Origin of the sequence: Trichocoleus sp. ST-U1, assembly GCF_039961835.1 — a bacterium.
Taxonomy (GTDB): Bacteria; Cyanobacteriota; Cyanobacteriia; order Cyanobacteriales; family FACHB-T130; genus FACHB-T130.
Genome location: NZ_JAMPJZ010000024.1, coordinates 48,903 through 70,964, shown reverse-complemented (window position 1 = coordinate 70,964; position 22,062 = coordinate 48,903). Strand labels below are relative to the sequence as shown.

The window sequence follows — 22,062 nt, the reverse complement described above, 5'->3', positions numbered from 1 at the left end:
ATCACCTTCTGACGCAGGTCATAACTATAGGGGTTTGCCATGAGCAGCTTGAATAACTTCAGGACAACAGGTGATCTCTACTCTACGTCCTAACTATCTTGGCGGTTGCTATACAACCGGCTTGAAAGCTCTGTTGTTGATCGCAATCAAAAACGCTGGCTGAAGTCGCAATCACAACGACCTTTAAGTCGGGTGACTTTCTGATTCGACGAGTGGCTTCTAAGCCATTGAGGGCGGGCATCATTAAGTCCATCAAAATTACATGGGGTTGCCACTCCTGTGCTTTGGTTATACAGTCCAAACCATCGGTGGCTTCCCTAATTTCAAAACCTAATGGCTCTAACATTTTTACTAGAATTGAGCGATTTTCCCATTGATCGTCGGCGATGAGGATTTTGCGCTTGTCGCCCAAGTAACCAATAATGGGGCGTTCATCTATTTGGGTGACATCTGCCCACTGGTCAACTAAGGGTAAATCTAAATCAAAGTAGAAAACGCTACCTTTACCTAAGATGCTGTTAACTTTGATTTCGCTGCCCATCATTTGCACTAATTGACGGCTGATTGCCAAGCCTAAGCCGGTGCCTTCGCTTTTGCGATCGCGCTCTCCGACTTGGTGGAAGGGTAAGAAGATTTCTTCTAGTTGCTCTGATGCCATACCGACGCCAGTGTCTTCTACTTGAAACCGGAATGTTCCGTCTTGATAGCTGGCTTGGAAGGTGACGCCGCCGGTAGTTGTAAATTTGATCGCGTTGCTAAGTAAGTTGATTAAGACTTGCCGCAACCGTTTTTCATCGCCCTGGACTGCCATTGGAAGCGGGGCGATCGGTTGGTAGGTTAAGTAGATGTCTTTTTGTTGGGCACGAATACGGCACAGTTCGACGATGCCTTCAAGGAATTGGGGAAAATGAAAGTTACTCCGATGGAGTTCCATTTTCCGGGCTTCTATTTTGGAGAGGTCTAAGATGTCGTTGATCAGGGTTAATAGATGTTCGCCGCACTGGTGAATGACGCCTAAACCATCTTTTTGCGGCTCATTTAAGGTTTTGTCTCGTTTGAGGATTTGGGCATAGCCGAGGATACCGTTGAGAGGGGTTCTCAGTTCGTGGCTCATGTTAGCGAGAAATTCGCTTTTGGCGCGGTTGGCGGATTGAGCGGCTTGTTCGGCTTTTTGGCGATCGCGTATTTCTTGTTGCAGCTTTAGCGTTCGCTTTTGAACTTTCGCTTCCAGCATCCGGTTGTAGTTTTCTAATTGCTCGTGGGAAAGTTTCAGTTGTATTTGCGATCGCTCTAGCGCTTCCTCAGCCCGCTGGCGCTCCAGTTCGGCGCTAACTCGTGCTGCAAAGAGGCTCATAATTGATTTTGCCCGTTGCTCCTGCACGAGGGGCTTATCATCGATAAAGCAAATATGACCAATTGGCTTACTGGATGTTGAATCTAAAAGGGCAACTCCCAGGAAACACTCTCCTCCTAAAGCCGCTAAAGCTTCGCCTTTGGGGAAGAATGACTGGACGTTTTGGGGATAGCAACTGATGCTGTTGTTTTCAACCAGAGTCTCTTGTGTAAAGATGCTTTCGCAAGGAGTATGGACTAAGTCGTACTCAAAGTTGTCACCCAATTTGTCTGAATTCCAAAAGGAAAGCACTTTGGCTCGGACAGGTGTATCGTCCTCCCAGGCGGATGCTTCTGCCACGATAACGTAGCGAACTCCAAGCGCTGCGGCTAGATGCTGTGCAAACATCGGGTAGAAATCTTTGCCCGTAACTGAGGCGGTTCCGGCGATCAGATCCTGTAAGGCTTGTTCTGCTTGCCTGCGCTCGATAATTTGGCTATTTAAATAAGTGAGAGAGTTGGTTAATTTATCTCGCTGTTCTCCCCGGATATCTGCTGAATTGACTTCTATTAAGGCTGAGTCGGAGAGGTTGCCACCTAAAGCTACGTGACTGGACTCCACAACTTTGACAGCTTCGCCTTCAGCATTAAAAATAGGGACTTTAACGATGTCAAATAAATAGACTTGCCCATCGTAACGAGTTACAGGTTCTTGAGAGATGTGGAGCGTCTGCCCGGTATTCACGACATAGGCGTCATCCACGACAGACTGTTGGGTAGCATCCCGGTTATTTAGAGGAATATCTGTCGGAGCGCGATCGCAAAGCTGTTCCAGTGTCATGCCGTAAAAGTCGCAAAATGCTTTGTTGGCATAAACTAGGCACGATTGGGAGTTTTGGCACTTTACTAAATTTGGGATGGCATCTAGGACTTGTGCATACATCTCCACCCGTTGACGCAGTTCTTTCTCGACCTCCTGGCAATCGGCTAGTGTCTGCTCTAGCTCGGCAATTTGCTGACGCAGTTTCAAGGATTCTTGATTCTGCAATTTGCCGGTACTGGTTTTACTGCGTCTATAACTTGTAACCATCTATTCCTCCTTCTATACCTTTTGGTTTTAGATATATCGAAATTAAGTTAAGCGGCTCAAATTCAACATTCAACACGGACATAGCACTCTCCTCGACCTTCTTGGAGTTTCCAATTAAATAGTCAATGAGGCTCGTAGTTCGTTGGCGAAGTCATCCCTCTGCTAAGGAAAGGAGGAATAATATAGGCTCCTAGTGTCCGTATTTAGGATTCCCTAAATTTGGAAAAAAACTCTAATGTTGAATGTTCTTTAATGTTAAGAAATACAAAAAAGATATTATTCCTTTATGAAAAAAGTAAAAATTTTCTTTTTTAGGCTTGACAATCAGTAGGCTGGATTAATGATTTGTAGGATGGGTTGTCGATAGCGTAACCCTCACAGGTGTTGGGTTTCCTGCGTTAATCCAACTAGAAAAATATTCAATTTAATGCATCCGCCGACTGAATTAAGAACATTTGAATAAAAGACTCGCTGCAAGCTTAATGGGGCAATTAATAGAAACGGCGTTAAAAATTTCTTGAGAAACCTGCGTTGATAAAAAAACATTGATGGGTGTTATTGTCAAGCAAACAATGCGGACGCTTTCCTTCGCGCCGGTTCTACCCTTCCAAGTAAGCTAAAATTCAAGCAGAATCAGCATTCCGCGAACTAGCCTCCTCATGATTGAAAGTCTGCAAACCCAGCTTTACGAACTCAGTGAATTTGCCAACCGTCTCGTTTTTATCCAGCTGCAACATCTCAGCGTTATCAGTATTGGCATTATCTTTGCAGCCGGATTGCTCACCAGTTTGACCCCCTGTATGCTTTCCATGTTGCCCATCACCCTTGGCTACATCGGGGGCTATGAAACCAAAAGCCGCCTCCAAGCAGCTGCCCAGGCTACCTGGTTTTCCTTGGGATTGGCAACAACGCTGGCAGGGCTTGGTATCTTAGCGGCGTTGCTGGGGAACGTCTACGGTCAAGTGGGATTTGGTTTGCCGATCCTTGTGAGCATTCTTGCGATCGCAATGGGGCTAAATTTACTAGAAGCTTTGCCCCTTCCGTTGCCTGCTTGGGGTGGGATGGAGTGGATTTCTAAAGAATTACCAGCGGGAGTGCGTTCCTATCTGATTGGTCTAACTTTTGGGGTGGTTGCGTCCCCGTGCAGTACTCCCGTGTTGGGAACGTTACTGGGTTGGGTTGCCACGACGCAAGACATGGTATTAGGTGCAGTCTTGCTGCTATCCTACACAGCAGGTTATGTGGCACCGTTGATTTTGGCAGGAACTTTTACAGCCTCTATTAAGAAGTTGCTAGAGTTGCGCCAGTGGTCGAGTTGGATTACACCCGTTAGCGGTGTGCTTTTGGTTGGATTTGGGGTATTTTCGCTGCTGTCTCGGATTCCAATTGGTTAAAGGTAATCAAAAGCACTCGCTATTACCAATTACCAATTATCAATTATCAAAAAATGACTGCAAAAAATTCTTTTTTCTCAAACTTAGGGTCAACTTCCTATCGGTTTTGGCGACAGGAGTTGTTGCCATTACTGGCAGATTTGCGGTTAGCGATCGCGTTGCTATTAGCGATCGCGCTTTTTAGCATCTCTGGCACGGTGATTGAGCAGGGTCAGTCGCCTGCTTTTTACCAAGCGAACTATCCAGAGCATCCCGCTTTGTTTGGTTTCCTGACTTGGAAGGTAATCCAGGTAGTCGGATTAGATCGTGTTTATCGCACCTGGTGGTTCTTATCACTCCTAATTTTGTTTGGCAGCAGCTTAACTGCCTGTACATTCACCCGCCAGTTTCCAGCTTTAAAAGCAGCACAGCACTGGAAGTTTTACGACCAACCCCGCCAATTTCAGAAACTCGCCCTGAGTGCGGAACTAGAAACAGGTTCGCTAAACAAACTGACCGAGTTGTTGCAGCAGCGACGCTATAAAGTTTTTCAAGAAGGAGATAAACTTTACGCCCGAAAAGGACTGGTGGGACGGATTGGCCCAATTGTTGTTCATGCCAGTATGTTAATTATTCTGGGGGGCGCAATTTGGGGGAGTATCACGGGTTTTGTCGCCCAGGAAATGGTTGCTAGCGGCGATACATTTCAGATAAAAAATATCATCGAAGCTGGTTCTTGGGCGCTGCCACAAGTTCCCAAAGATTGGTCGGTGCGGGTAAATCGCTTTTGGATCGACTATACACCTGAAGGCAGAATCGACCAGTTTTATTCCGATTTGTCGGTTTTGGATAAACAAGGACAAGAAGTTGATCGTCAAACGATTCACGTCAATCAGCCGCTGCGTTACCGAGGTGTGACGCTTTATCAAACAGACTGGGGAATTGCAGGTATCCAGGTGCGGCTGAATAATAGCCCAGTTTTACAGTTGCCGATGGCGTCATTAAATACTGTCAGCAAGGGCCGAATCTGGGGAACTTGGATTCCCACTAAACCGGATTTGAGTGAGGGCGTTGCCTTAATTGCCAAGGATTTGCAGGGAACGCTGATGCTTTATAACCCAAAGGGTCAGCTAATCAATACTATTCGCCCCGGGATGTCGGTACCTGTGAATGGAGTCAGGCTGAGCATTGATGAAGTAATCGGCAGCACTGGCTTGCAAATAAAAGCCGATCCGGGTATCCCGTTTGTTTATGCTGGCTTTGGTTTGCTGATGCTGGGTGTGGTTATGAGTTATTTTTCTCATTCGCAAATTTGGGCGCTACAAGAAGGGGTTAGTGCAGCGTCTCAGAAGGAGATTCGCTTCTATGTCGGCGGCAGAACTAACCGCGCACAGGTTGCTTTTGAACGGGAACTGTTGGAAATTTTGGATCGAGTCAGTCATCCGTCTCAGGAGGAAGTGCCAGTTGTTGAGATAGAAGCGATCGCGACCCAGTCCTAAACCATTTTTGATGTGGGTTGGTAGAGGGGCGATTCATCACGCCTCTACCAACAAATAACGTCTTCCACTCACACCTTTTTTTCTAGTTTCCAAAGCCAAACTTGACCCGTTTGGTATGCAGGCTCTATTTTGTAGTTTTGCTTTTGTAGTGCCTTTCTTAATTCCTTGGAACTCCTGTATAAAAACACATCACTGAACCCATCTGGAATCTGAGGCACATTTGGTTTAACGACTAATTGAAGCCGCACTTTCGGTTCCAGTGCATAGGTTAAAGGAAGAAAAAAGTTTAGTTTCTCATTGCTGATCAAAAGCGGATGAGCTGTTTTGTTGATGATTTGGGCTACTTTTGGATTGTATTCAGTTTGAGAGAGAGCTTTATTCCACCAGATTTCTTGTTGAGAACTGATGGCACAGGATATAACACCACTCGAAACTACTGCAACAAGCACAAATTGCCATAGTTTTTGTACCTTTGCACTTCTCGAAGGCAAACTAATTTTAGTAGCCAGTAAGTAAGCAATTGCTAGCTGAATCCCCAAATAAACAGCAACTAGATGTCGAGTTGAACCTGACAATCCTCCTCCGGAGATTAAATCTCTGGAAATAAAGGGAAGGGCAGTTACCCCAAGCAAAGTTAAAACAAATAACCAAACTTGCTTGCCAGTGTTACGACACAAAAAATAAATTGCATATCCTGACAGGAATAAAATCATTCCTACCAGTGTCAGTCGGATAAATTCTGTCCATTGATTGTTAAATCCAAACTCAATCACTCCTCCTGCTGGATCTGTATCAAGAAATGTCCGAGTGATATTGCGAGTCCAAGCTTTCACCCAAGAAAACAGGCTTTCTTTCTGGCGAGACCAATCTGTTGTCTTTTCAACGGTAGATGAATTAGCAATTAGAATTAAAAGCCAAGGCACAAATGTGAGCAAACCAGCCAAAGATGCCAGCAAATAGGCAAAGACTGTTTTACTGAATCGGAAATTTTCGATTGTCAATAGATAAATTCCATGTCCAATCGCAACCAACGCAAAAAATAACTGGGTATAAATTCCCAGTGCTAGCGTTGCTGCATACAGCCCCCAAGTGGAAATAAGGGTTTTGGTGTCTCTATTTCCCAGCCGCATCGCTCGCAGCAGTGCCGCACTCGATAGTAAGATCGCCACAATCCACAAACTATAAGGTCGTGCTTCCTGGGCGTAGAGAACTTGAAACGGGGAGACGGTGATGAGTGCGATCGCTATCCATCCTGCTAAGGAAGATCCAAATAATTCTTGGCATAGCCAATAGATGCAAGGAAACGCTAGCAAGCTAATTAATGCAGACAAGCTTCTGATTATCCCTGGCGAATAACCAAACCATTGCACCCAATATCTTGCCATTAAAAAATAGAGGGGCGGATGCTGGGGAGTATCGACCACTATCGAGTTGATGGTTCCGCTTGCACCTTTTTCCGAATTGGGTTGTTGAAACTTCTGTAATTCTTCGACCCCCATCACCTGTCCATCAAAGACTTCTTGGGCGAATTCTGCCTTGCTGTAACCGGCAATCCGTAATGAAGTGAAAGTCTCATCGCCCCAGTAAACTTTGCGATCCAGGTTGACGAATCGAAAAAATACTCCCAGTACCAGCACGACAATGATAAAAAATTGTAACCAATTTGGAGGAAGTAGTTTTGTCTGAGTTAACCTATTCTTAACATGGTTAAGGCTTTGTGCAACTGCCATGAAACCTCCATTTCGTAATCTAAAAAGCCGGGAAGCTTTGCGAAATGTTAGGCGTGCCAATGGAAGTTATCATTCACCCTGAGACTGATATTGTGTCTATTTTTTGAGCCGATAAGATAGACTTTTGATGACACAAAGCAGAAAGCCCGTTGGACGGGCTTTCTGAAAAAGATAATTTTTAAACCAGGTGGAAGTAGCCAGATGCAAGTGAATTTTTTTGCTGCTATCTAGGCGTCAGAGGACTTCTGATGACGCACTTCAATGACTGTGTGAACATTACCGCGGGGCGCGAAATCCCCTTTGATAGTGGCTTCTAAAGGATCGCAAGCTGCCACAAAGTCATCCAAAATTTGATTGATGGATTCTTCGTGGGAGATGTAGCGATCGCGGTAACTATTGATATAAAGCTTGATCGCCTTCAGTTCCACCACCCTTTGGTCGGGAACATAGGTAATATGGATGGTCGCAAAGTCAGGATAGCCAGAAAACGGACACTTACAGGTAAACTCTGGTAGAGTAATGTGAATGTCGTAGTGGCGTCCGACTCGCGGATTGGGGAAGGTAATTAATTGTCCTTCAGAAATATTTCGCTCACCGTATTTCATTTCCGAGAGCGGCGTTTCAGATGATAATTGTTGTTGTGTTGGCGACTGACTCATCAGTAGTGGTAGCAAACGTGGGTCGTTAGTTATTAGTCATTTATAACAAATAAAGGACTAATAACCCTTGAATATGAATGCAGGTCAAGCTTTTTCAGCCTTCTTCATCTGCTTTGTTCAGAAAATATCTCTAGAATTGAACGGATCTGTACTACCCTCCCAATCCGGACAATTTTTATCATCCCAGCCATAGGGATGCATGGCGCAGACTAACAGGTTTCCACCATAAGCTTGTCCGTGGTAATGGTGACAACCCATACATGCAGGATTTTTTTGTGGGGTGGGTTCAACAGTATCCACCATATAGGAAAAAGGCTGCTCACCTTCACCCACAATTTCTTCAAATTCTAAATAAATTTCAGCGATCGGTTCAAATAATTCCTGCAAACACTGATTGAGATCGGTTGCAATTGTAGTTTGTACGCTTTCGGCAACAGCGTCTACTACTTCTGTGATACCAATGAAGAATTGCTCTACTTCATCAGCGACTGCTTCCATCATCTCGAAAAAATCTTTTTGCCACTCTTCCATTTTGGATACTCAGCACAAAAGGCTTAGTTTTTACCGGCGACGCGATGACGCCAATTAATCTGCAATTCTATTCTAAATAGTGTGAATCAATGATGCGATCGCAATGTTATAGATTAGCACCCGTTGCCTTGCGCGATCGCAAGGCGTGTGATGCTCCTCGCAGCGACTCGCTCTTGCCTATGCAGCTAACGATTCGGCTGTTCGCAGTTTATCGTTCATTACTGCAAAGCTAATCGCGCTTTAGCCGACGCAGTTCGTCCTGTAGTGCTTGCACCTGTTGGCGCATCGCGTCCACATCATTATTTGGAGCCGCATTTGGAGCTGCTGCCGACTTTGGCTCTTCATCTTCTGAGAGAATTTCAATCCGCCGCGGCTCACCGGGTTGGGTGCTGCTAGTGGATGGTTCAACGGGTGCCTGCTGGGCTTGTTTCATCATATCATCGACAAACCGGCGGGCTTCGTCTGTTGTCATCTCGCCTTTTGCTACCATTTCATCGGCTAGCTTTTGAGCTTGCGATCGCAACTCAGTTAACTTTCCCCCAGCTCTCTCACCCGCAGAGGCAGCTAAGCCAACCCCTAAGTAAAACGCTTTTTGAACAATATCTCCAAAACCAGCCATCGCAATAAGTCGCTCCTTTAATCTGCAAGTATCTGCTGATTCCAGCATAAGCGTGAAATCGAGAAACTGCCCACCAATTACAAGGCAAACGAGGGCGAGGCGGCGATTCGGGTGATCCGGATACCACGCCTATCACAAGCATCCCGTGTTGCTGCTACCTTCCGGTTCTGACAAGGTTTAGGCGTTGCGATCGCATGGGTCCAGATCATCTAAAGCATAACATCATTCACTGAAAATTGAAACCTCTGGCGGCAATCAAGGATTCGCTTTTATTCGGCAACCACTCGCCACTCATAAAGTTCATACTTGACGCAGCCGTTTTGCACCAGCGGATCGAGTGAGACAATTGCGCGCGCCTCCTCCAGTGAAGACGCCTCAAATAGCATCATGCTGCCTCGCCGTTCCAGCCAGTAGCCGCTACGCGCCTGATATCCTTTGGTAATCAAATCCTGGACATAAGCTTTGTGCGCCGGTACAGATTTATCAAAGATCGGTTTATCAACGATGCCTTCTTCAATCTTTACAAACCAGGGCATTCACTTTCTTCCCTTATCTGGCTATATCTATTTAACAAGTAAACTACCGCTGGAAGTTCTTGGACAATACAAAACGCCGCTTCTTTATCGCTCTCTTGCCGCCGCAAGAGATTCAAGACTACGCCAAAGAGATTCAGCAGCACTTCGCCCAAACCTATGCTAGCAAAGGTGCCCAGAAATCTCCCCCGCATATCACGCTGCAACCGCCGTTTGAATGGCAGGTAGAGGCAGTGCCAGTGCTGGAAGAATGCTTGAGAACGTTTGCTTCCCATCGTTCCCCTGTCTTCATTACCCTGAAAGGGTTTGGAGCTTTTCCACCCCGTGTTATTTACATCAATGTTCTTAAGACGCCGGAACTGCTAGCGTTACAAGCCGATTTAATGACCGATATGGAGACAAACTTGGGAATTGTCGATGCGGTTTCCAAGCAGCGTCCCTTTGCTCCTCACATGACTGTTGCCTTTAGAGACTTGACACGGCAAAACTTTCATGCAGCATGGGCTGAATTTCAGGGGCGATCGTTAGAGTTTGAGTTCACTGCTGCTCAGCTAACCCTACTGATTCATACAGGGGAACGATGGGAAGTAAGCGCCGAATTCCCTTGTTTAGCGCGCCGGAGGTAAACAGGGCAAGCCTTTCAGCCAAGGTTGCGGCTGGTTGTGGCGCGATCGCAACCTTTTTTCTTTCGCTCAGAAAAACCCTCACTATAATAGCGAATCTTGTTCACTCAATTTTCCAATCTATCCGAGGGAATAAACGTTGATAAAGATTTGTCCTCTCTCATGGTAGAGGTAGTGCAAGCTTGACTCTCACTATTGTGTTGTTATTAGTGTGCTGTCCCCACACGAGTAGATTGCTAAAGTGAGAGGAGTCAATGAAAAAAGTTAATGTACTTAATGTATCCATTGACAACTTGTCAAGAGCAGAGCTATTAACCAAACTTGATCGGGAAGGTGGTATCGTATTTACGCCAAACGTAGACCACCTGATGAAGCTGCAAACCGATGGAGATTTCTACAAAGCTTACAATATCGCTACTTATAAAGTGTGTGACAGTCAAATAGTATTGTACGCTTCTAAATTTTTGGGAACGCCGATTAAAGAAAAACTGTCGGGTTCAGATTTATTTCCCGCTTTCTATATGCACCACAAGGACAATGAAAGCGTTAAGATTTTCTTGCTGGGTGCTGCTGAAGGGGTGGCTCGTAAAGCTCAAGAGCGAATCAATAACCAAGTAGGCAGAAATATTATAGTCGCTTCTCATTCGCCGTCTTTCGGATTTGAAAAGAGCGAAAAAGAATGCCTAGAAATTATTGACAGGATTAATAAGTCAGGCGCTACCGTCTTAGCCATTGGCGTCGGTGCCCCTAAACAAGAAAAGTGGATATTGAAGTATAAAAATAAATTACCCAATGTCAAAGTTTTCTTGTCTGTTGGCGCATCTCTTGACTTTGAAGCAGGTCATAAACCAAGGTCTCCACAGTGGATGAGCGACGCAGGAATAGAGTGGTTACATAGACTCTTATCCGAGCCACAAAGGTTATGGAAAAGATATTTAATAGACGATATGCCTTTCTTCTGGTTAATTTTGAAACAAAAGCTTAACCTTTATAAAAAGCCTTTTCAGGCAGAGAAGAAATCTGTGAAATTAGAACGAGTTAAGTGGGAATAAAAAAATTCTTATTTGAAGGGACGTTTGTAAAGTACCTATTGTTGTGATGCTGTAGCTTGCTTGTCGTAGGGTAAGCAGCCTTAGCAGCTATAGGCTTTCTGTTAAAATTTATGGTTGCATGATGGACGTTCCACGGAACGTCTATTTTTGTGATTGAGATATCTTGACAGGCGATTAGACTACTTGAATTAGACTACTTGAGAAATTTCTCCCACCTTTCCTCAAGCTCTTTCTTTCCGGTAAACGGGTAAGGCTGGGGTTCTAAATAGAATGTAAGGGTCGATCGCATTCCGAACCCCTTCGCTACAACTGCGTCACGAGATGTATTTGCTTGCCGCCTTAGGAGGATGTTCCTGCTGGACTACTAATTGCCATAGTAAATTCCTCTGCCATTTGTACCAATAAAAACTAAACCAAACTGCTGCAAGCTTGCTTCCATCACATTTGGGCTATTGCCAATCGGATTTTTCGGATTACCAATCCTTTGCCATGTCTTCCCTCTGTCGAGAGAACGGAAGATTCCTTTGCCCATATTATTAATTTCTCCGTACACATACAGTGCTGGAATCGTGCTTCCCTGCTGTGGTTTTCCTAAAGAAAACAAATAGGATCTCTTAACTGCATTCATCTTAGAGAAGGTCTTGCCACCGTCTGTCGAATGGTAAAGTTGTTTCTTATCGAGACTCAGCCAAATTTCACCTTTAACTCCAGATACGGTTCTTAGCGAGTGCCAACTTTCATCGGGAAGTGATGAATTCACGACTTTAAAAGACAAACCTCCATCGGTACTTTGATAGAATTTGCCATTCTTATAGTAATAAAACGTGTTACCATCCACTTTGTCTGCTGCCAGCGGCAAAGACCAATTCCAAGGTCCCTTGGAACCCTTAGGTAAGCCAGTAACTTCTTTCCACGAAGCGCCTCCATCATCTGTGCGGAGAGCTTTATCTCCACTAACAGTGACAACAAATAACTTTGGATTAGTTGCTGACATCGCTATACGCATCGGCATCGTGTCTTTTGGAAATGAAGCAAATTCTTTCCAAGTTAAGCCGCCGTCTGTCGAAGTTGCTCCCGAATAAGTATTGTTCCAGCGATTACCGCCAACGCGCACCATTTGCAGGGGAGCTTTTTCATAGTAGGCAATGCTGTAGGTATCCTGGAACGAAGGGCCACTAGCACTAAAGGTTTTAGATGGATAATTGTCTAATCCCTTGTTGTGGTAAAACCCGTCTACATCTGCCACCCCACTCAACAACAACGCGCCACTCGGAGGCGCAGTTAAGGTGAAGGTGACAAGCTCTTCGTGTCCTTTTTGATAGTTCGTCCAGGCAGAGGGTTGTTTGTTAATATTGTCTGTCCGCCATATTCCGTACCAATCGGTAAACCAAACTCTTCCAGAAACGTGGGGGTCAAACTCAATCGCAGAGACAGAAGGATTGGAGAGCATATAGCTAGACCACCAAGGAACGGTATTGTTAAGCGATCGCTTCTGCTCTTTCCATGTAGTTCCGCTATCGAATGAGCGGTAAATTTTAGTATTTTTTCTCTCTTTTGTAGCAACAAGAATATCTTTAGGATTAGCAGGGTTAATGCTCAACCCATTAAAATCCTCTTTGGAGCCTTGTGGAGTAATGTTTTTCCAATCTCCATCTGTATACTTTCTAACTCCAGGACTTCCATTAATTGTTGTGTAGAGAGTGTTATTGCGACTTGTCACTAGCCGCATCGCTTTTTTTGGGCTTCCGTCAATCTTGCTCCAGGTAATGCCTGTGTTAGTAGATTTATAAATTCCATCACCATAGGCATTGGCATAGACTAAACCAGGCTTATCTTTGTCAAAGACAATTGCTGTGATGCCGATATCTTTTTCCGGCTTTCCGGGAAAAGAAGTCACTTTAGCCCAGTTCGCGCCAGCATCTAAAGATTTCCAAAGCCCATCGCGCCGCGAACCAAATAAAATCATCTTGGAATTAAATGGATTGATGACGAGTCTCTCGCCTACCTCCCGCCTATCTTGGTTGCCGCCCATTGGCAAGTCCAAATCCAGCTTTTTCCAGGTTGCACCTCGATCGTTAGACTTAAAGATAGTTCCAGGCTCATCCCAGACGTATTTGCCTGCGGCAATATAAATAATATTTGGATCTTTTGGATCGAGGGCTAGGGCTTCTCCGCCGTAGTAATTGCTCTTCTCTAGTGGAAAGTGGTCAGTTAGCGGTACCCAGCTTTTATTTACTGAATTCCAACGATAGAAGCCACCCACATCAGTTTTGATGTAGACGAGATCCTTCTGTAGCGGATGCAGAAAAATACCCGTAACATAGCCCCCTCCGCCTATTGCAACATTCGTCTCCCCCAAAAACACATTGGTTCGGTAATTGCGGGAAGTGACGACTTCTGCCTGTCCTGATGCACCGTTAAGGATGTTGCTAGCAAGCCAGATGTGCTGAAGTGCGACTGTGGCAAACAGAGCAATGACAGCAAGGCGAACCGTTCGAGCTAACGAAAGGCCTGGTTGGGCGCTAAATTTAGTAATCAGCTTGAAGGCGATATGGGCGAGGCAAATCCCGATGGCGAAGACTAATAAGCTAGTCAGAACTGGTTGGACGCTTGCCAGCCCTGCAAATGTAACATTAGCGATCGCTTCAATGGTTGACCAATGATTAATGGCTGCATTAAACATCGTTGAGCCTCAAATCTCATAATCAGCTACTTCCAACTAAGGAATTATAGCTGACTATACAGATTTGACGGGTTAAGTCTTAACTAATGCCTAAGGTGACTGGGCTACTTTCTTTTAAAACTCTTGCATCAAGCATATCTAAAATTCTGCTGTCCTGCGTCATATCGAATTTTCGGGCAAAGTGAACGTCCCTTCTTATAATTGCTGAGTAATCTTCAGCATTTAGAGTACGAGGATGACCGTGGCGAGTCCCAGTCCAATCAATATAGCGTTTATAGTCGTTACACAAATGAAATTGCCCGCTATTGACTAAAACCGTTTGGACAAAAGATTCATCAGGAATACAAGTCTTTTTATAGTAATTAATTAGATCGGGGTTGTGCTGGCAAAAATGATGTAAATATTCGACACACTTCCTCGATAGAGTCTTGAAGTAAGACCCTGCATAGCATTTAAAGTTTTCATTGAATGGAGATGAATTCGTACGAACTCCTAGCATCAGCCCATAGGAAGAATTTATTCTCACCAAAGGCTGGACATTATTAATGACCATGCGAGGAATTTTGACGATAGCGCGTTTCCAGAGTGGTAAATATTGACCCGAACGCCAGTACTGATAGAGATAGCGATCGCTACCTTCCCGGCTTCCCCAAAGATTTCCCTCTAAATCTGAAAGTACATCAAAATACTCTAAAAAGCCATCAAACGGTGATTCCGCAAGAAACTTCTCAATTTTTGGTAGCGGTTGAATCGGATAGTCTTGGCCTGTAATATTGGCAAGCCAATCAAATTCAACATTATGGCTAAAAAGCCAGTCAATGGCATTCAGATAACCTTGAACAATCGAAAAATCTCCTCGTCCTCCCGTACCCCTAATTACATTCACTCCTGGGAATTCGTGAAAGGCCGTTACGTCTAAATGGCAACCCCTAAAGTCATGGCTAATCAATATCTGAGATTGGGGACTTGATTTTTTTAGAGTTTGCACCAGTCTAAAAATCTGTTCGGGATTTTTATGACTTTGAATCAGATATAAAACTTTCACGATCTTCAACCTCCAGAAAACAACTGCACGAAAAAGTGAACGCAGCAATCTGCCAAAGTGTTGTGCATAACACTTCGGATGTACCCTAAGTAGAGATAGCTAGATTCAACCAGGTCAAGGTATTAAAAAAACCTGATTATCTGCTCTCTATGCGGTAACAACAAAATTTGCAACAATTGTCAAACTAGAAATGCCTGCATAATAAATACTGGTGATTTTGTGCAAGCAAAGTCATAAATTGACAGAGAAATCTGTGTTCAAGAACTTAACTAAAACTGTTTAACTGCAATAGCATCGACAAAGTTGAAACAGCAGTACATAGGTGCTTTCACTGGAAACCAGGCACTCTAGAATAGTTAAGTTCAGAATGGTAAATAGTAAACCTGGTATATAGACGAAGTGTGGGTTTATTTTGTTCCCGGTTTTCAACCGAACCTTATTTTATTGTTTCACCCACATAGACATAGATACTAAACTCTGTACCCTAGGAAAAAAATCTCTGTCTTTTAACCATGTCCAAATTCAGTAATGGTGTACAAAATTAGATTCTTCACGACAGGCTATGACCTTTTTCGTTGCACCCAATTTTTTACATTTACAGCTATGGTCATAATTAAAATCCCAGTCTAAGGAACTCTTTAAGGGACTCAAGCCACGCTTGCAATCCTAGTCGCTTTACGCTTTACATCTTGTTACAGTGCCTATGGTGCAGGCGTCCCCCTTAAGATAGACTTTACTTATACGATTTGTCCGCCTAAAGTAAAACATTAATATATTTCTTTTAAAATTAAAATAACAGTAACAAGCAATACCAATCTTGCCTGCACAAAACTAGCATAATAAAAAGTACTAGAAAATTAGCTAATTGCCACTTTGCAGATAGCTCAACAAGTATTCAGGCAAATTTTTCTGTTACTAAGGCATTGCTAAAAAATTCCAAGCAGAAGATTTTAGAAATTCATCCCGACTCAGCGGAGCTAAACCATCTACCCAATTTTTTAGCTTAAAAATTTTTAGACCACACTCATTGACAAGCAGATCATAAATTCTGCTATCGTGCCATTTCCCGTCTTTCAATGTGCCATCAACCCATTCTTGAGAATTAATTAAGCCACTTTCAAAGACTAAGTAAGGTTTATAAGTTTTTAATGTTCTGATAGCACCTCTAAAAACCTGCAATTCTACCCCTTCTACATCTACCTTGATGAAATGAATCTTAAAGTCTGGAGCTAGTACATCATCAAGTCTCTGAGTTTTAACAGTGATTGGTTCCATAAGTGCATCAGGAATATGGCTTTCACAGCATTCCTTATCCAAGCTACTTACAGCCGGAGCATTCACTACATACCAAAAAATTGTTTCTGCCTCCGAATCACTCAAAGCTGTTTCTCTGACCTCAACAGTTGGAAATTTTTTTCTAAGCCTACTCGCTAACCGTGGTATTGGCTCAAATGCATAATGAAATCCCAGAGGTGAAAACTGTAAAATTTGGCTAAGTAAATCCCCTGTGTTACAACCAACATCAATACAGTTTGAGTTTTTTGCTAAAACACAAGACATGATTTCAATTGTGAAAGCATTGTCTTGTCTATTAAGAATGTCACTGCGTTTCGGAGGCTTTACGATATCTAAAAATGGTCTAACGACCGGATCGAGAAATGAACCCTTGATTGTTTCTTTGAAAAAGTTTTTTATTTCTAAGAAGATTTTCATGGTTTAGCTGCTCCAGTCACTAAAACGCCACTATGCTAACATCAATTAAGGTAGCTTCAAGGTTTTATTGAAGCAGTTAAATTAATTTTATTAGAATTAAAAAAAAGTTGTTGATTATAAAGATTAGCTAGACTGATCTTGAAGAATACGGCGTCTTTGAATAAGCCCAGTCATTTTGGCAGCAAGAGCCTCTATTTGGTAATAAACAGGATGGGGTAAGAAGCAGAGCAAATAGGCAGCTGCTAAGGTCATCAGCGTGCGGCGGGGCTGCTCCAAAAGGATGCGCCAGTGAGCAGCCAAGGCTCGGTGCATTAGCTGCACAGCCATTGAGCCTGCTTTTAAACGGACTGCACTTCTCGCTAAATATCGCAGTTGATATGCTTTAGTGGGGTTTTCCCATTCAGCAATTAATTCTGGAGCGTAGGAGCGTGTTTTTTCAATTACCCTTTCGAGAGCTTCTAATTGCTTCAGCAAACTAGCTGAAAGACCCCCTGCGTTTACCCGATACAGTGTCAGCGCTTCAGGAATGCCCTCAATTTGCCAGTTGGTTTGAAGGAGGATGCGAAGCCAGCATTCTATATCCTCTGCCTGACGAAAGTTATCATCAAAATAAAAATCTTCAACAGTCCCGTAAAGATTATCTTGAAATTTAATCGCTTCAAATACCTCTCGCCGAACTACGGGAGCAGAACCATTTCCGACTGGATTGTCGCGAAGTAAATCGGGTGGTGTAATGTCCTTGAACTTGGGCATCAGATAGGTACCCAAGGAATTTCCCGTTTCATCAACAAAAGCAGAGCGACTAAAACTAATCCCTACCGTTGAGGAATTATCTAAATGTTCGAGATGTTTCTCTAATTTTTCCGGTAGCCAAAGGTCATCGCCATCTAAAAAAGCTAAATAGTCGCCATGAGCATGGCGGATTCCGGTGTTTCTTGCTCCAGCGAGTCCTCTATTTTTCTGGCTAACGATTTTAATTCTAGGGTCTATATACTGCTGGCAAATTTCTACAGTTCTATCGGGAGAGCCGTCATCAACTACAATAATTTCAAAATTTTTGTATGTTTGAGCTAGAACCGATTCAATTGCAGCACCTATATACTTTTCTACTCCGTAGGCTGGAATAATAACCGAAAACTTTTTCATGAAAAGTACCATTTTCTTTAAGTTGCTTGAAAAATTCTTTCGTCAAGCATATCTAATACTTTGCTGTCCCGGTTCATGTCAAATTTTCTAGCAAAGTAATATTTATCTTTAATTAAATTTGGAAAATCTTCAGATGTGAGGATGCGGGGATGACCGTGTCGGCTGTTCTCCCAATCAATATAGCGCATATTGCGGGGATAAAAATTAAACAAACCACTATTTAATAAGATGGTTTGCATAAAAGATTCATCGGGAAGGCGAACTTTCTTGTAGTAGTTCACCAAATCAGGATTGGCAGAGCAAAAATCATGAATGTATTGAATGCATTGTCTAGAAATTGTTTTAAAGTAAGAGCCTCCATAGCATACAAATTTGTCATTAAATGGAGCTGAAGCGGCCCGTTGCCCGATGATGAGTCCATAGGAAGAATCAATCCGCAAAAAAGGCTGAACATTATTAATAAGAACTCGAAAAGGTTTGAATAAGGCTCTTTGCCACTTGGCTAATTCTATACCTGACCACCAGTATTGATAGAAGTAGCGATCGCGCCCATCTTTAGCTCCCCAAGTACACTTATCAGAAAGCACATTAAAATAATCAAAAAATCCATCGTACTCGGTTGCAGCCAGAAAATTCTCAAATTTTGAGAGCGATTGAGTCGGATAGTCTTGACCTGTAAGATTAGCTAGCCAATCAAATTGAATATTCTGGGTTAAAATCCAGTCAATAACATCCAAATAAGCTTGGGTTATCGAGAAATCGCCTCTTCCAACTTTCTTAGCTCTTAGTACTTTAACATTCGGTAAACTCTCGAAGAGTTCTACATCTATTTGACTAGCATTAAAGTTATGACTCATCACTATATAAGAGTCATTACTGGACTTTTTAATAACTTTAACCAGCCGATAAATTTGCTCCGGATTGGTATGGGTTTGGATCAGGTAGACAACCCTCATATTCTGCAACCTATTTTGATGGCGAGCGGGTGTTTATAAAAAAGGTTCTATCATTATGCCAATTGACGGGAACGATCTTGAAGAATGCGTCGTTTTTGGGCGGCTCCTGTCATTTTTAAGGCAAAACTTTCTATCTGGCGGTAGAGAGGACGTGGCAGTAGCCACAGCGAATAGGCAGCTCCCAACGTCAAAAGTGTCCGCCGGGGTTCGTCAAGAATCATGCGCCAGTGGGTAGATAAGGCGCGGTGAGCCATGTCTACAGCGGTTGGGGCAGCTTTCAGCCGGACTGCCCACCGGGCTAATTTCCGCAACTCGTAGGCTTTAGCTGGGTTTCCATACTGAGCAATCAAATCTGGAGCATAGGAGCGGGTTTTTTCCAGCACCTTTTCCAAGTCTTCTAACTGCTTGAGCAGATTTGCTGAAGCCCCTCCGGAATTAACTCGGTACAGCGTCAAAGCTTCAGGAATGCCTTCGATTTGCCAATTAGTCTTTAAGGAAATGCGAAGCCAGCATTCGACATCTTCAAAATGTCGCAATCTTTCATCGAAATAACAATCTTTTGCAGTACCCTGAGGAGCATCTTGAAACTTAATAGCTTCAAAAACCTCTCGCCGAATCACCGGAACTGAGCCATTTCCAATCGGGTTACGGCAGAGGATCAAGGGTGGAGCAATATCCTTGAGTTTAGGCATTTGATAGATACCTAATGGCTGCCCCGCTTCGTCAATAAAAGCAGAGCGGCTAAAGCTAAGCCCGACAGTTGGTGAATTTTCTAGATGCTCAATATGTTTTTCCAGCTTTTCTGGCAGCCACAAATCGTCTCCATCTAAAAAAGCCAGATATGCTCCTTGAGACTGGCGAATTCCTGTATTTCGAGCGGCGCAAACCCCGCTATTATGCTGGCGAATAATCTGAATTCGAGGATCTGTGAATTGCTGACAAATTTCTACACTTTGATCGGGAGAACCATCATCAATAATTAGAAGTTCAAAATGTTTATAGGTTTGGTCTAAAACTGATTGCACTGTAGCAGCTATATATTTTTCGACTCCATAAACCGGAATTATGACAGAAATTTTTTTCATTTTGATTTTTAAAAATTGTGAAAAATTAATATTTGCTACAGCCAGCACTTCCTTGTGATTAACTGCCCCCTTACTCTGACTGACTTATAGTAGGAACATCCTTTGTCATGGACGTACTGGGACGCAAATTACCAAATTTACGGGCTATGGCAGAAACTAAACGACGCGGTTTATGAATCAACAAATTATAAAAGGTGAGTGACAGCCGCTTCTGGTAGGACTTTGGTGCAAGACGAAACGAAACATCTTGAGCGTTTGTGTTACAAAGTTCCCTAGGTATTTCAGCGGAGGCAGTTTCTTTAAATGCTTCTGTTAGTTGAGTAGCTAAATTAGGAAAACCTAACTTTTCTGCCATTTCTACGATCAGATGACCGTCATAATTAATGTATTGTTGATGTTTGAAATCTCCACAATAAACAATGCCAAAATCTAAGTATTCCTCTAGCTCATTGGCTAAGCGCACCAAAAGAATATCGCGATCAAGCGGATCGAGCGTATCAATGCGGTGAAAAATATCGGGAATCGTCTTTTTATTCCAGGACAGCGTTGCATATCTAGCAAGATACTCCTCAATCTCTTTGCCAACAACACGTTTTACCTGTTCGCGTTTGGCATTAGAAATGCCTTTTTTCCCGTTTCCAAAGTCACCATGAGTATAGGTAGCATGAAGCAGACCTGTTGCTACTATCTTTGCAGGTACATGAAGAGAAACCAGGATACTAGCAGTGCTGACTAGATGGGCAATAAACGTCTTACCTGAGGCTCGAAAAGCACCTGTGAACAGCTGCATTGTCAGCTGATAAGCATCACGGATGCGGTTAATATCGTTGCTTGAGTAGCCTTCTGCACGTAGCTGGTTGAAGAGTTGAATGTTTGTTTGAGCAAAAGAGTGCATAATTTTGCTTTTGATTGGAATGCTTCATTTTTGTTGCACTTGGCTTAGGCGAAGTCCATTGATTTTGTCTAAGTCAAGTGCATTTAAAAAAATTAACAATCATTGAACGGCTTAGGCAAAACGTCTCTCTGAAGAAGGAAAACCCAAACAACATTTCAATTTCAACAGGAGCGTTCCTGAAAAAGCGGGGAATCGCTTAACACAGAACAAGTTTAGTAATAGCATCCACTTTTCCAAGGTAGGAGTACGACTAAAAAAGTCTGTGGATTGCGATCGCTTTCCCCACTTGTTTTCTGGATGAAGACTTAGGTTTTGGCTGTGTAAGGGTATTTATCGTCGAAGCGATCGCACCTTCTTTTGGCACCTTCGTTTCGTCGTTCTACACCCTTACACGCCAACCTAACGGGACGATGCCGTCACTGTAGGCTTCTTCTCCGGTATTGCAGGCATCTGAGGTTGTAGCCCTTTCGCTTGCAGGCGAGCCTGACGATTCGTGAGATAACGGTTAAACACCTGATCTAGAGGACGCAACACTTTTGCGACTCCGCCCCCAGCAAGACCTAAAGTCAGGCGGCTACCAATTGGATTCAGGATTGTCACGTATCGCCGCCATCCCAGGCGCTTGTAGCGATATTTGAAGTACCCGTCCTCGTCCAAATTCCATTTATCGCGCAAGCGGTGCAAGCTATTGAGTTCCCAAGCGTCGCTCCAACGCAGCATATAGAAGAGCATATCTGAAGGCTTCAGTGGCGGGCCTGGAACATAAGTGACAAGAGACGCTGGCTCAAAGTAAACGCTACCACCGGCCTCAACGACTGTCATGCAGAAATCGAGGTGTTCTTTAGTATTGAACATTTGTTCATCGAGCAAGCCGACTTTCTCAAAGATTTCAGCACGAACCAGCACGCAATGGAATTCTGCTAGTTCGGTTTGTTGACGTTTGAGCTTGGGTCGCACCTCCGCTACTTTCTGACCTTGCTTGTACATTTTCTCGCGGAGACGTCGTCTGGGGTTTTCGCCGACTTTTTCCAGCCAAATGTGGGCTTCTCCACCGGCAAAATGGACAATTTCGTGTACCGGAGTGCCTTGGCAGGTCAGGGGACCCACTACGCTAGCGTTTGTCTCTTCAGCGCACTGAACTAAGCTTTCTAACCAGCCTGGGCTGACGATCACATCGTTATCGATAAAGACGAGATACTTGGTTGTAACCTGACTCAGACCGAGGTTTCTGGCGCGGTTTGGAGTGAGGTAGTGATCGGTGCGAATGATTTGAAATCCTTTTTCAGTCGCTTGCTGTTGCAAATAACGCTGAATGTGAGCGGGTGAACCCCCATCTACGTAAACTAACTTGAATGGGACTGATGTATGTTCGTAAATGCTTTCCAGCGACTCGCGGGCGCAGCTGAAACGTTCGCGGGGTGAAACAACAATCGTAACTTGGGGATCTAACATCAGGAACTCCTCGCTAAAGACTAAACAATTTATCGGCTGTTTTGTT

Annotated in this window: 18 protein-coding genes, 1 other RNA gene and 2 pseudogenes; 5 read left to right on the top strand and 16 right to left on the bottom strand. The window is 43.7% G+C overall.

Annotated features, from left to right (window positions below; genetic code table 11):
• Positions 1 to 112 precede the first annotated feature (112 nt).
• Positions 113 to 1,252: pseudogene (locus NDA06_RS11490) on the bottom strand (ATP-binding protein); the annotation flags it as partial.
• Between the two features lie 699 nt (positions 1,253 to 1,951).
• A pseudogene (locus tag NDA06_RS11485) lies at positions 1,952 to 2,275 on the bottom strand (PAS domain-containing protein); the annotation flags it as partial.
• Positions 2,276 to 3,081: 806 nt separating this feature from the next.
• Here NDA06_RS11485 and NDA06_RS11480 point away from each other — a divergent pair.
• The gene (locus tag NDA06_RS11480) at positions 3,082 to 3,816 is read left to right on the top strand and encodes a cytochrome c biogenesis protein CcdA (RefSeq protein ID WP_190411189.1); all 735 of its coding nucleotides are present in this window, start codon (positions 3,082 to 3,084) and stop codon (positions 3,814 to 3,816) included.
• A 53-nt stretch (positions 3,817 to 3,869) separates the two neighbouring features.
• Positions 3,870 to 5,294 (top strand): cytochrome c biogenesis protein, encoded by a 1,425-nt coding sequence (locus tag NDA06_RS11475; protein WP_190986849.1) that lies wholly within the window; start codon positions 3,870 to 3,872, stop codon positions 5,292 to 5,294.
• A gap of 68 nt (positions 5,295 to 5,362) precedes the next feature.
• On the opposite strand, the gene NDA06_RS11470 is transcribed toward NDA06_RS11475, so the two are convergent.
• From NDA06_RS11470 to NDA06_RS11460, 3 genes are all read right to left on the bottom strand, one after another.
• Positions 5,363 to 7,024: a glycosyltransferase family 39 protein gene (locus tag NDA06_RS11470; RefSeq protein WP_190986848.1), complete on the bottom strand. Its 1,662-nt coding sequence runs from the start codon at positions 7,022 to 7,024 to the stop codon at positions 5,363 to 5,365.
• A 227-nt stretch (positions 7,025 to 7,251) separates the two neighbouring features.
• Positions 7,252 to 7,683 carry a preQ(1) synthase gene (gene queF, locus NDA06_RS11465; protein WP_190435437.1) on the bottom strand — a complete coding sequence of 144 codons (432 nt, stop codon included), beginning with the start codon at positions 7,681 to 7,683 and terminating at the stop codon, positions 7,252 to 7,254.
• Between the two features lie 117 nt (positions 7,684 to 7,800).
• Positions 7,801 to 8,214, bottom strand: coding sequence for a hypothetical protein (locus NDA06_RS11460; RefSeq protein ID WP_190411185.1), 414 nt, complete (start codon positions 8,212 to 8,214; stop codon positions 7,801 to 7,803).
• Positions 8,215 to 8,303: 89 nt separating this feature from the next.
• On the opposite strand from NDA06_RS11460, the gene NDA06_RS11455 reads away from it, so the two are divergent.
• Positions 8,304 to 8,447: a hypothetical protein gene (locus NDA06_RS11455; protein ID WP_190435440.1), complete on the top strand. Its 144-nt coding sequence runs from the start codon at positions 8,304 to 8,306 to the stop codon at positions 8,445 to 8,447.
• On the opposite strand, the gene NDA06_RS11450 is transcribed toward NDA06_RS11455, so the two are convergent.
• From NDA06_RS11450 to NDA06_RS11440, 3 genes are all read right to left on the bottom strand, one after another.
• Complete coding sequence (locus NDA06_RS11450) at positions 8,444 to 8,833, bottom strand: phasin family protein (protein WP_190435443.1); 390 nt, start codon at positions 8,831 to 8,833, stop codon at positions 8,444 to 8,446. The two genes, NDA06_RS11455 and NDA06_RS11450, sit on opposite strands and share 4 nt — an antisense overlap.
• Positions 8,834 to 8,943: 110 nt before the next feature.
• An RNA gene (gene ffs, locus NDA06_RS11445) (signal recognition particle sRNA small type) lies at positions 8,944 to 9,040 on the bottom strand.
• A 62-nt stretch (positions 9,041 to 9,102) separates the two neighbouring features.
• Complete coding sequence (locus NDA06_RS11440; RefSeq protein ID WP_190668397.1) at positions 9,103 to 9,369, bottom strand: YciI family protein; 267 nt, start codon at positions 9,367 to 9,369, stop codon at positions 9,103 to 9,105.
• Between the two features lie 59 nt (positions 9,370 to 9,428).
• Between NDA06_RS11440 and NDA06_RS11435 the strand changes: the two genes are divergently transcribed.
• The gene (locus NDA06_RS11435) at positions 9,429 to 9,992 is read left to right on the top strand and encodes a 2'-5' RNA ligase family protein (RefSeq protein ID WP_190430084.1); all 564 of its coding nucleotides are present in this window, start codon (positions 9,429 to 9,431) and stop codon (positions 9,990 to 9,992) included.
• A 251-nt stretch (positions 9,993 to 10,243) separates the two neighbouring features.
• A complete protein-coding gene (locus NDA06_RS11430; RefSeq protein WP_190668400.1) occupies positions 10,244 to 11,041 on the top strand; it encodes a WecB/TagA/CpsF family glycosyltransferase in 798 nt (265 codons plus the stop codon).
• A gap of 364 nt (positions 11,042 to 11,405) precedes the next feature.
• Here NDA06_RS11430 and NDA06_RS11425 read toward each other — a convergent pair whose 3' ends face one another.
• The 8 genes from NDA06_RS11425 to NDA06_RS11390 all read right to left on the bottom strand — a co-directional run bounded on the left by NDA06_RS11425 (position 11,406) and on the right by NDA06_RS11390 (position 22,016).
• On the bottom strand, positions 11,406 to 13,724 hold the full coding sequence (locus tag NDA06_RS11425) for a hypothetical protein (RefSeq protein WP_190986847.1): 2,319 nt from the start codon (positions 13,722 to 13,724) through the stop codon (positions 11,406 to 11,408).
• Between the two features lie 79 nt (positions 13,725 to 13,803).
• Positions 13,804 to 14,769, bottom strand: coding sequence for a beta-1,6-N-acetylglucosaminyltransferase (locus tag NDA06_RS11420; RefSeq protein WP_190986846.1), 966 nt, complete (start codon positions 14,767 to 14,769; stop codon positions 13,804 to 13,806).
• A 915-nt stretch (positions 14,770 to 15,684) separates the two neighbouring features.
• The gene (locus NDA06_RS11415) at positions 15,685 to 16,482 is read right to left on the bottom strand and encodes an FkbM family methyltransferase (RefSeq protein WP_190524539.1); all 798 of its coding nucleotides are present in this window, start codon (positions 16,480 to 16,482) and stop codon (positions 15,685 to 15,687) included.
• Positions 16,483 to 16,605: 123 nt separating this feature from the next.
• A complete protein-coding gene (locus NDA06_RS11410) occupies positions 16,606 to 17,628 on the bottom strand; it encodes a glycosyltransferase family 2 protein (RefSeq protein WP_190524542.1) in 1,023 nt (340 codons plus the stop codon).
• 17 nt (positions 17,629 to 17,645) lie between these two features.
• A complete protein-coding gene (locus NDA06_RS11405; RefSeq protein ID WP_190986845.1) occupies positions 17,646 to 18,584 on the bottom strand; it encodes a beta-1,6-N-acetylglucosaminyltransferase in 939 nt (312 codons plus the stop codon).
• Positions 18,585 to 18,637: 53 nt separating this feature from the next.
• Positions 18,638 to 19,669, bottom strand: a complete 1,032-nt coding sequence (locus NDA06_RS11400) for a glycosyltransferase family 2 protein (protein ID WP_190986844.1) — start codon at positions 19,667 to 19,669, stop codon at positions 18,638 to 18,640.
• A 70-nt stretch (positions 19,670 to 19,739) separates the two neighbouring features.
• Positions 19,740 to 20,564, bottom strand: coding sequence for a DUF6817 domain-containing protein (locus tag NDA06_RS11395; RefSeq protein WP_190536388.1), 825 nt, complete (start codon positions 20,562 to 20,564; stop codon positions 19,740 to 19,742).
• Between the two features lie 399 nt (positions 20,565 to 20,963).
• Complete coding sequence (locus NDA06_RS11390; protein ID WP_190985986.1) at positions 20,964 to 22,016, bottom strand: glycosyltransferase; 1,053 nt, start codon at positions 22,014 to 22,016, stop codon at positions 20,964 to 20,966.
• Positions 22,017 to 22,062 lie beyond the last annotated feature (46 nt).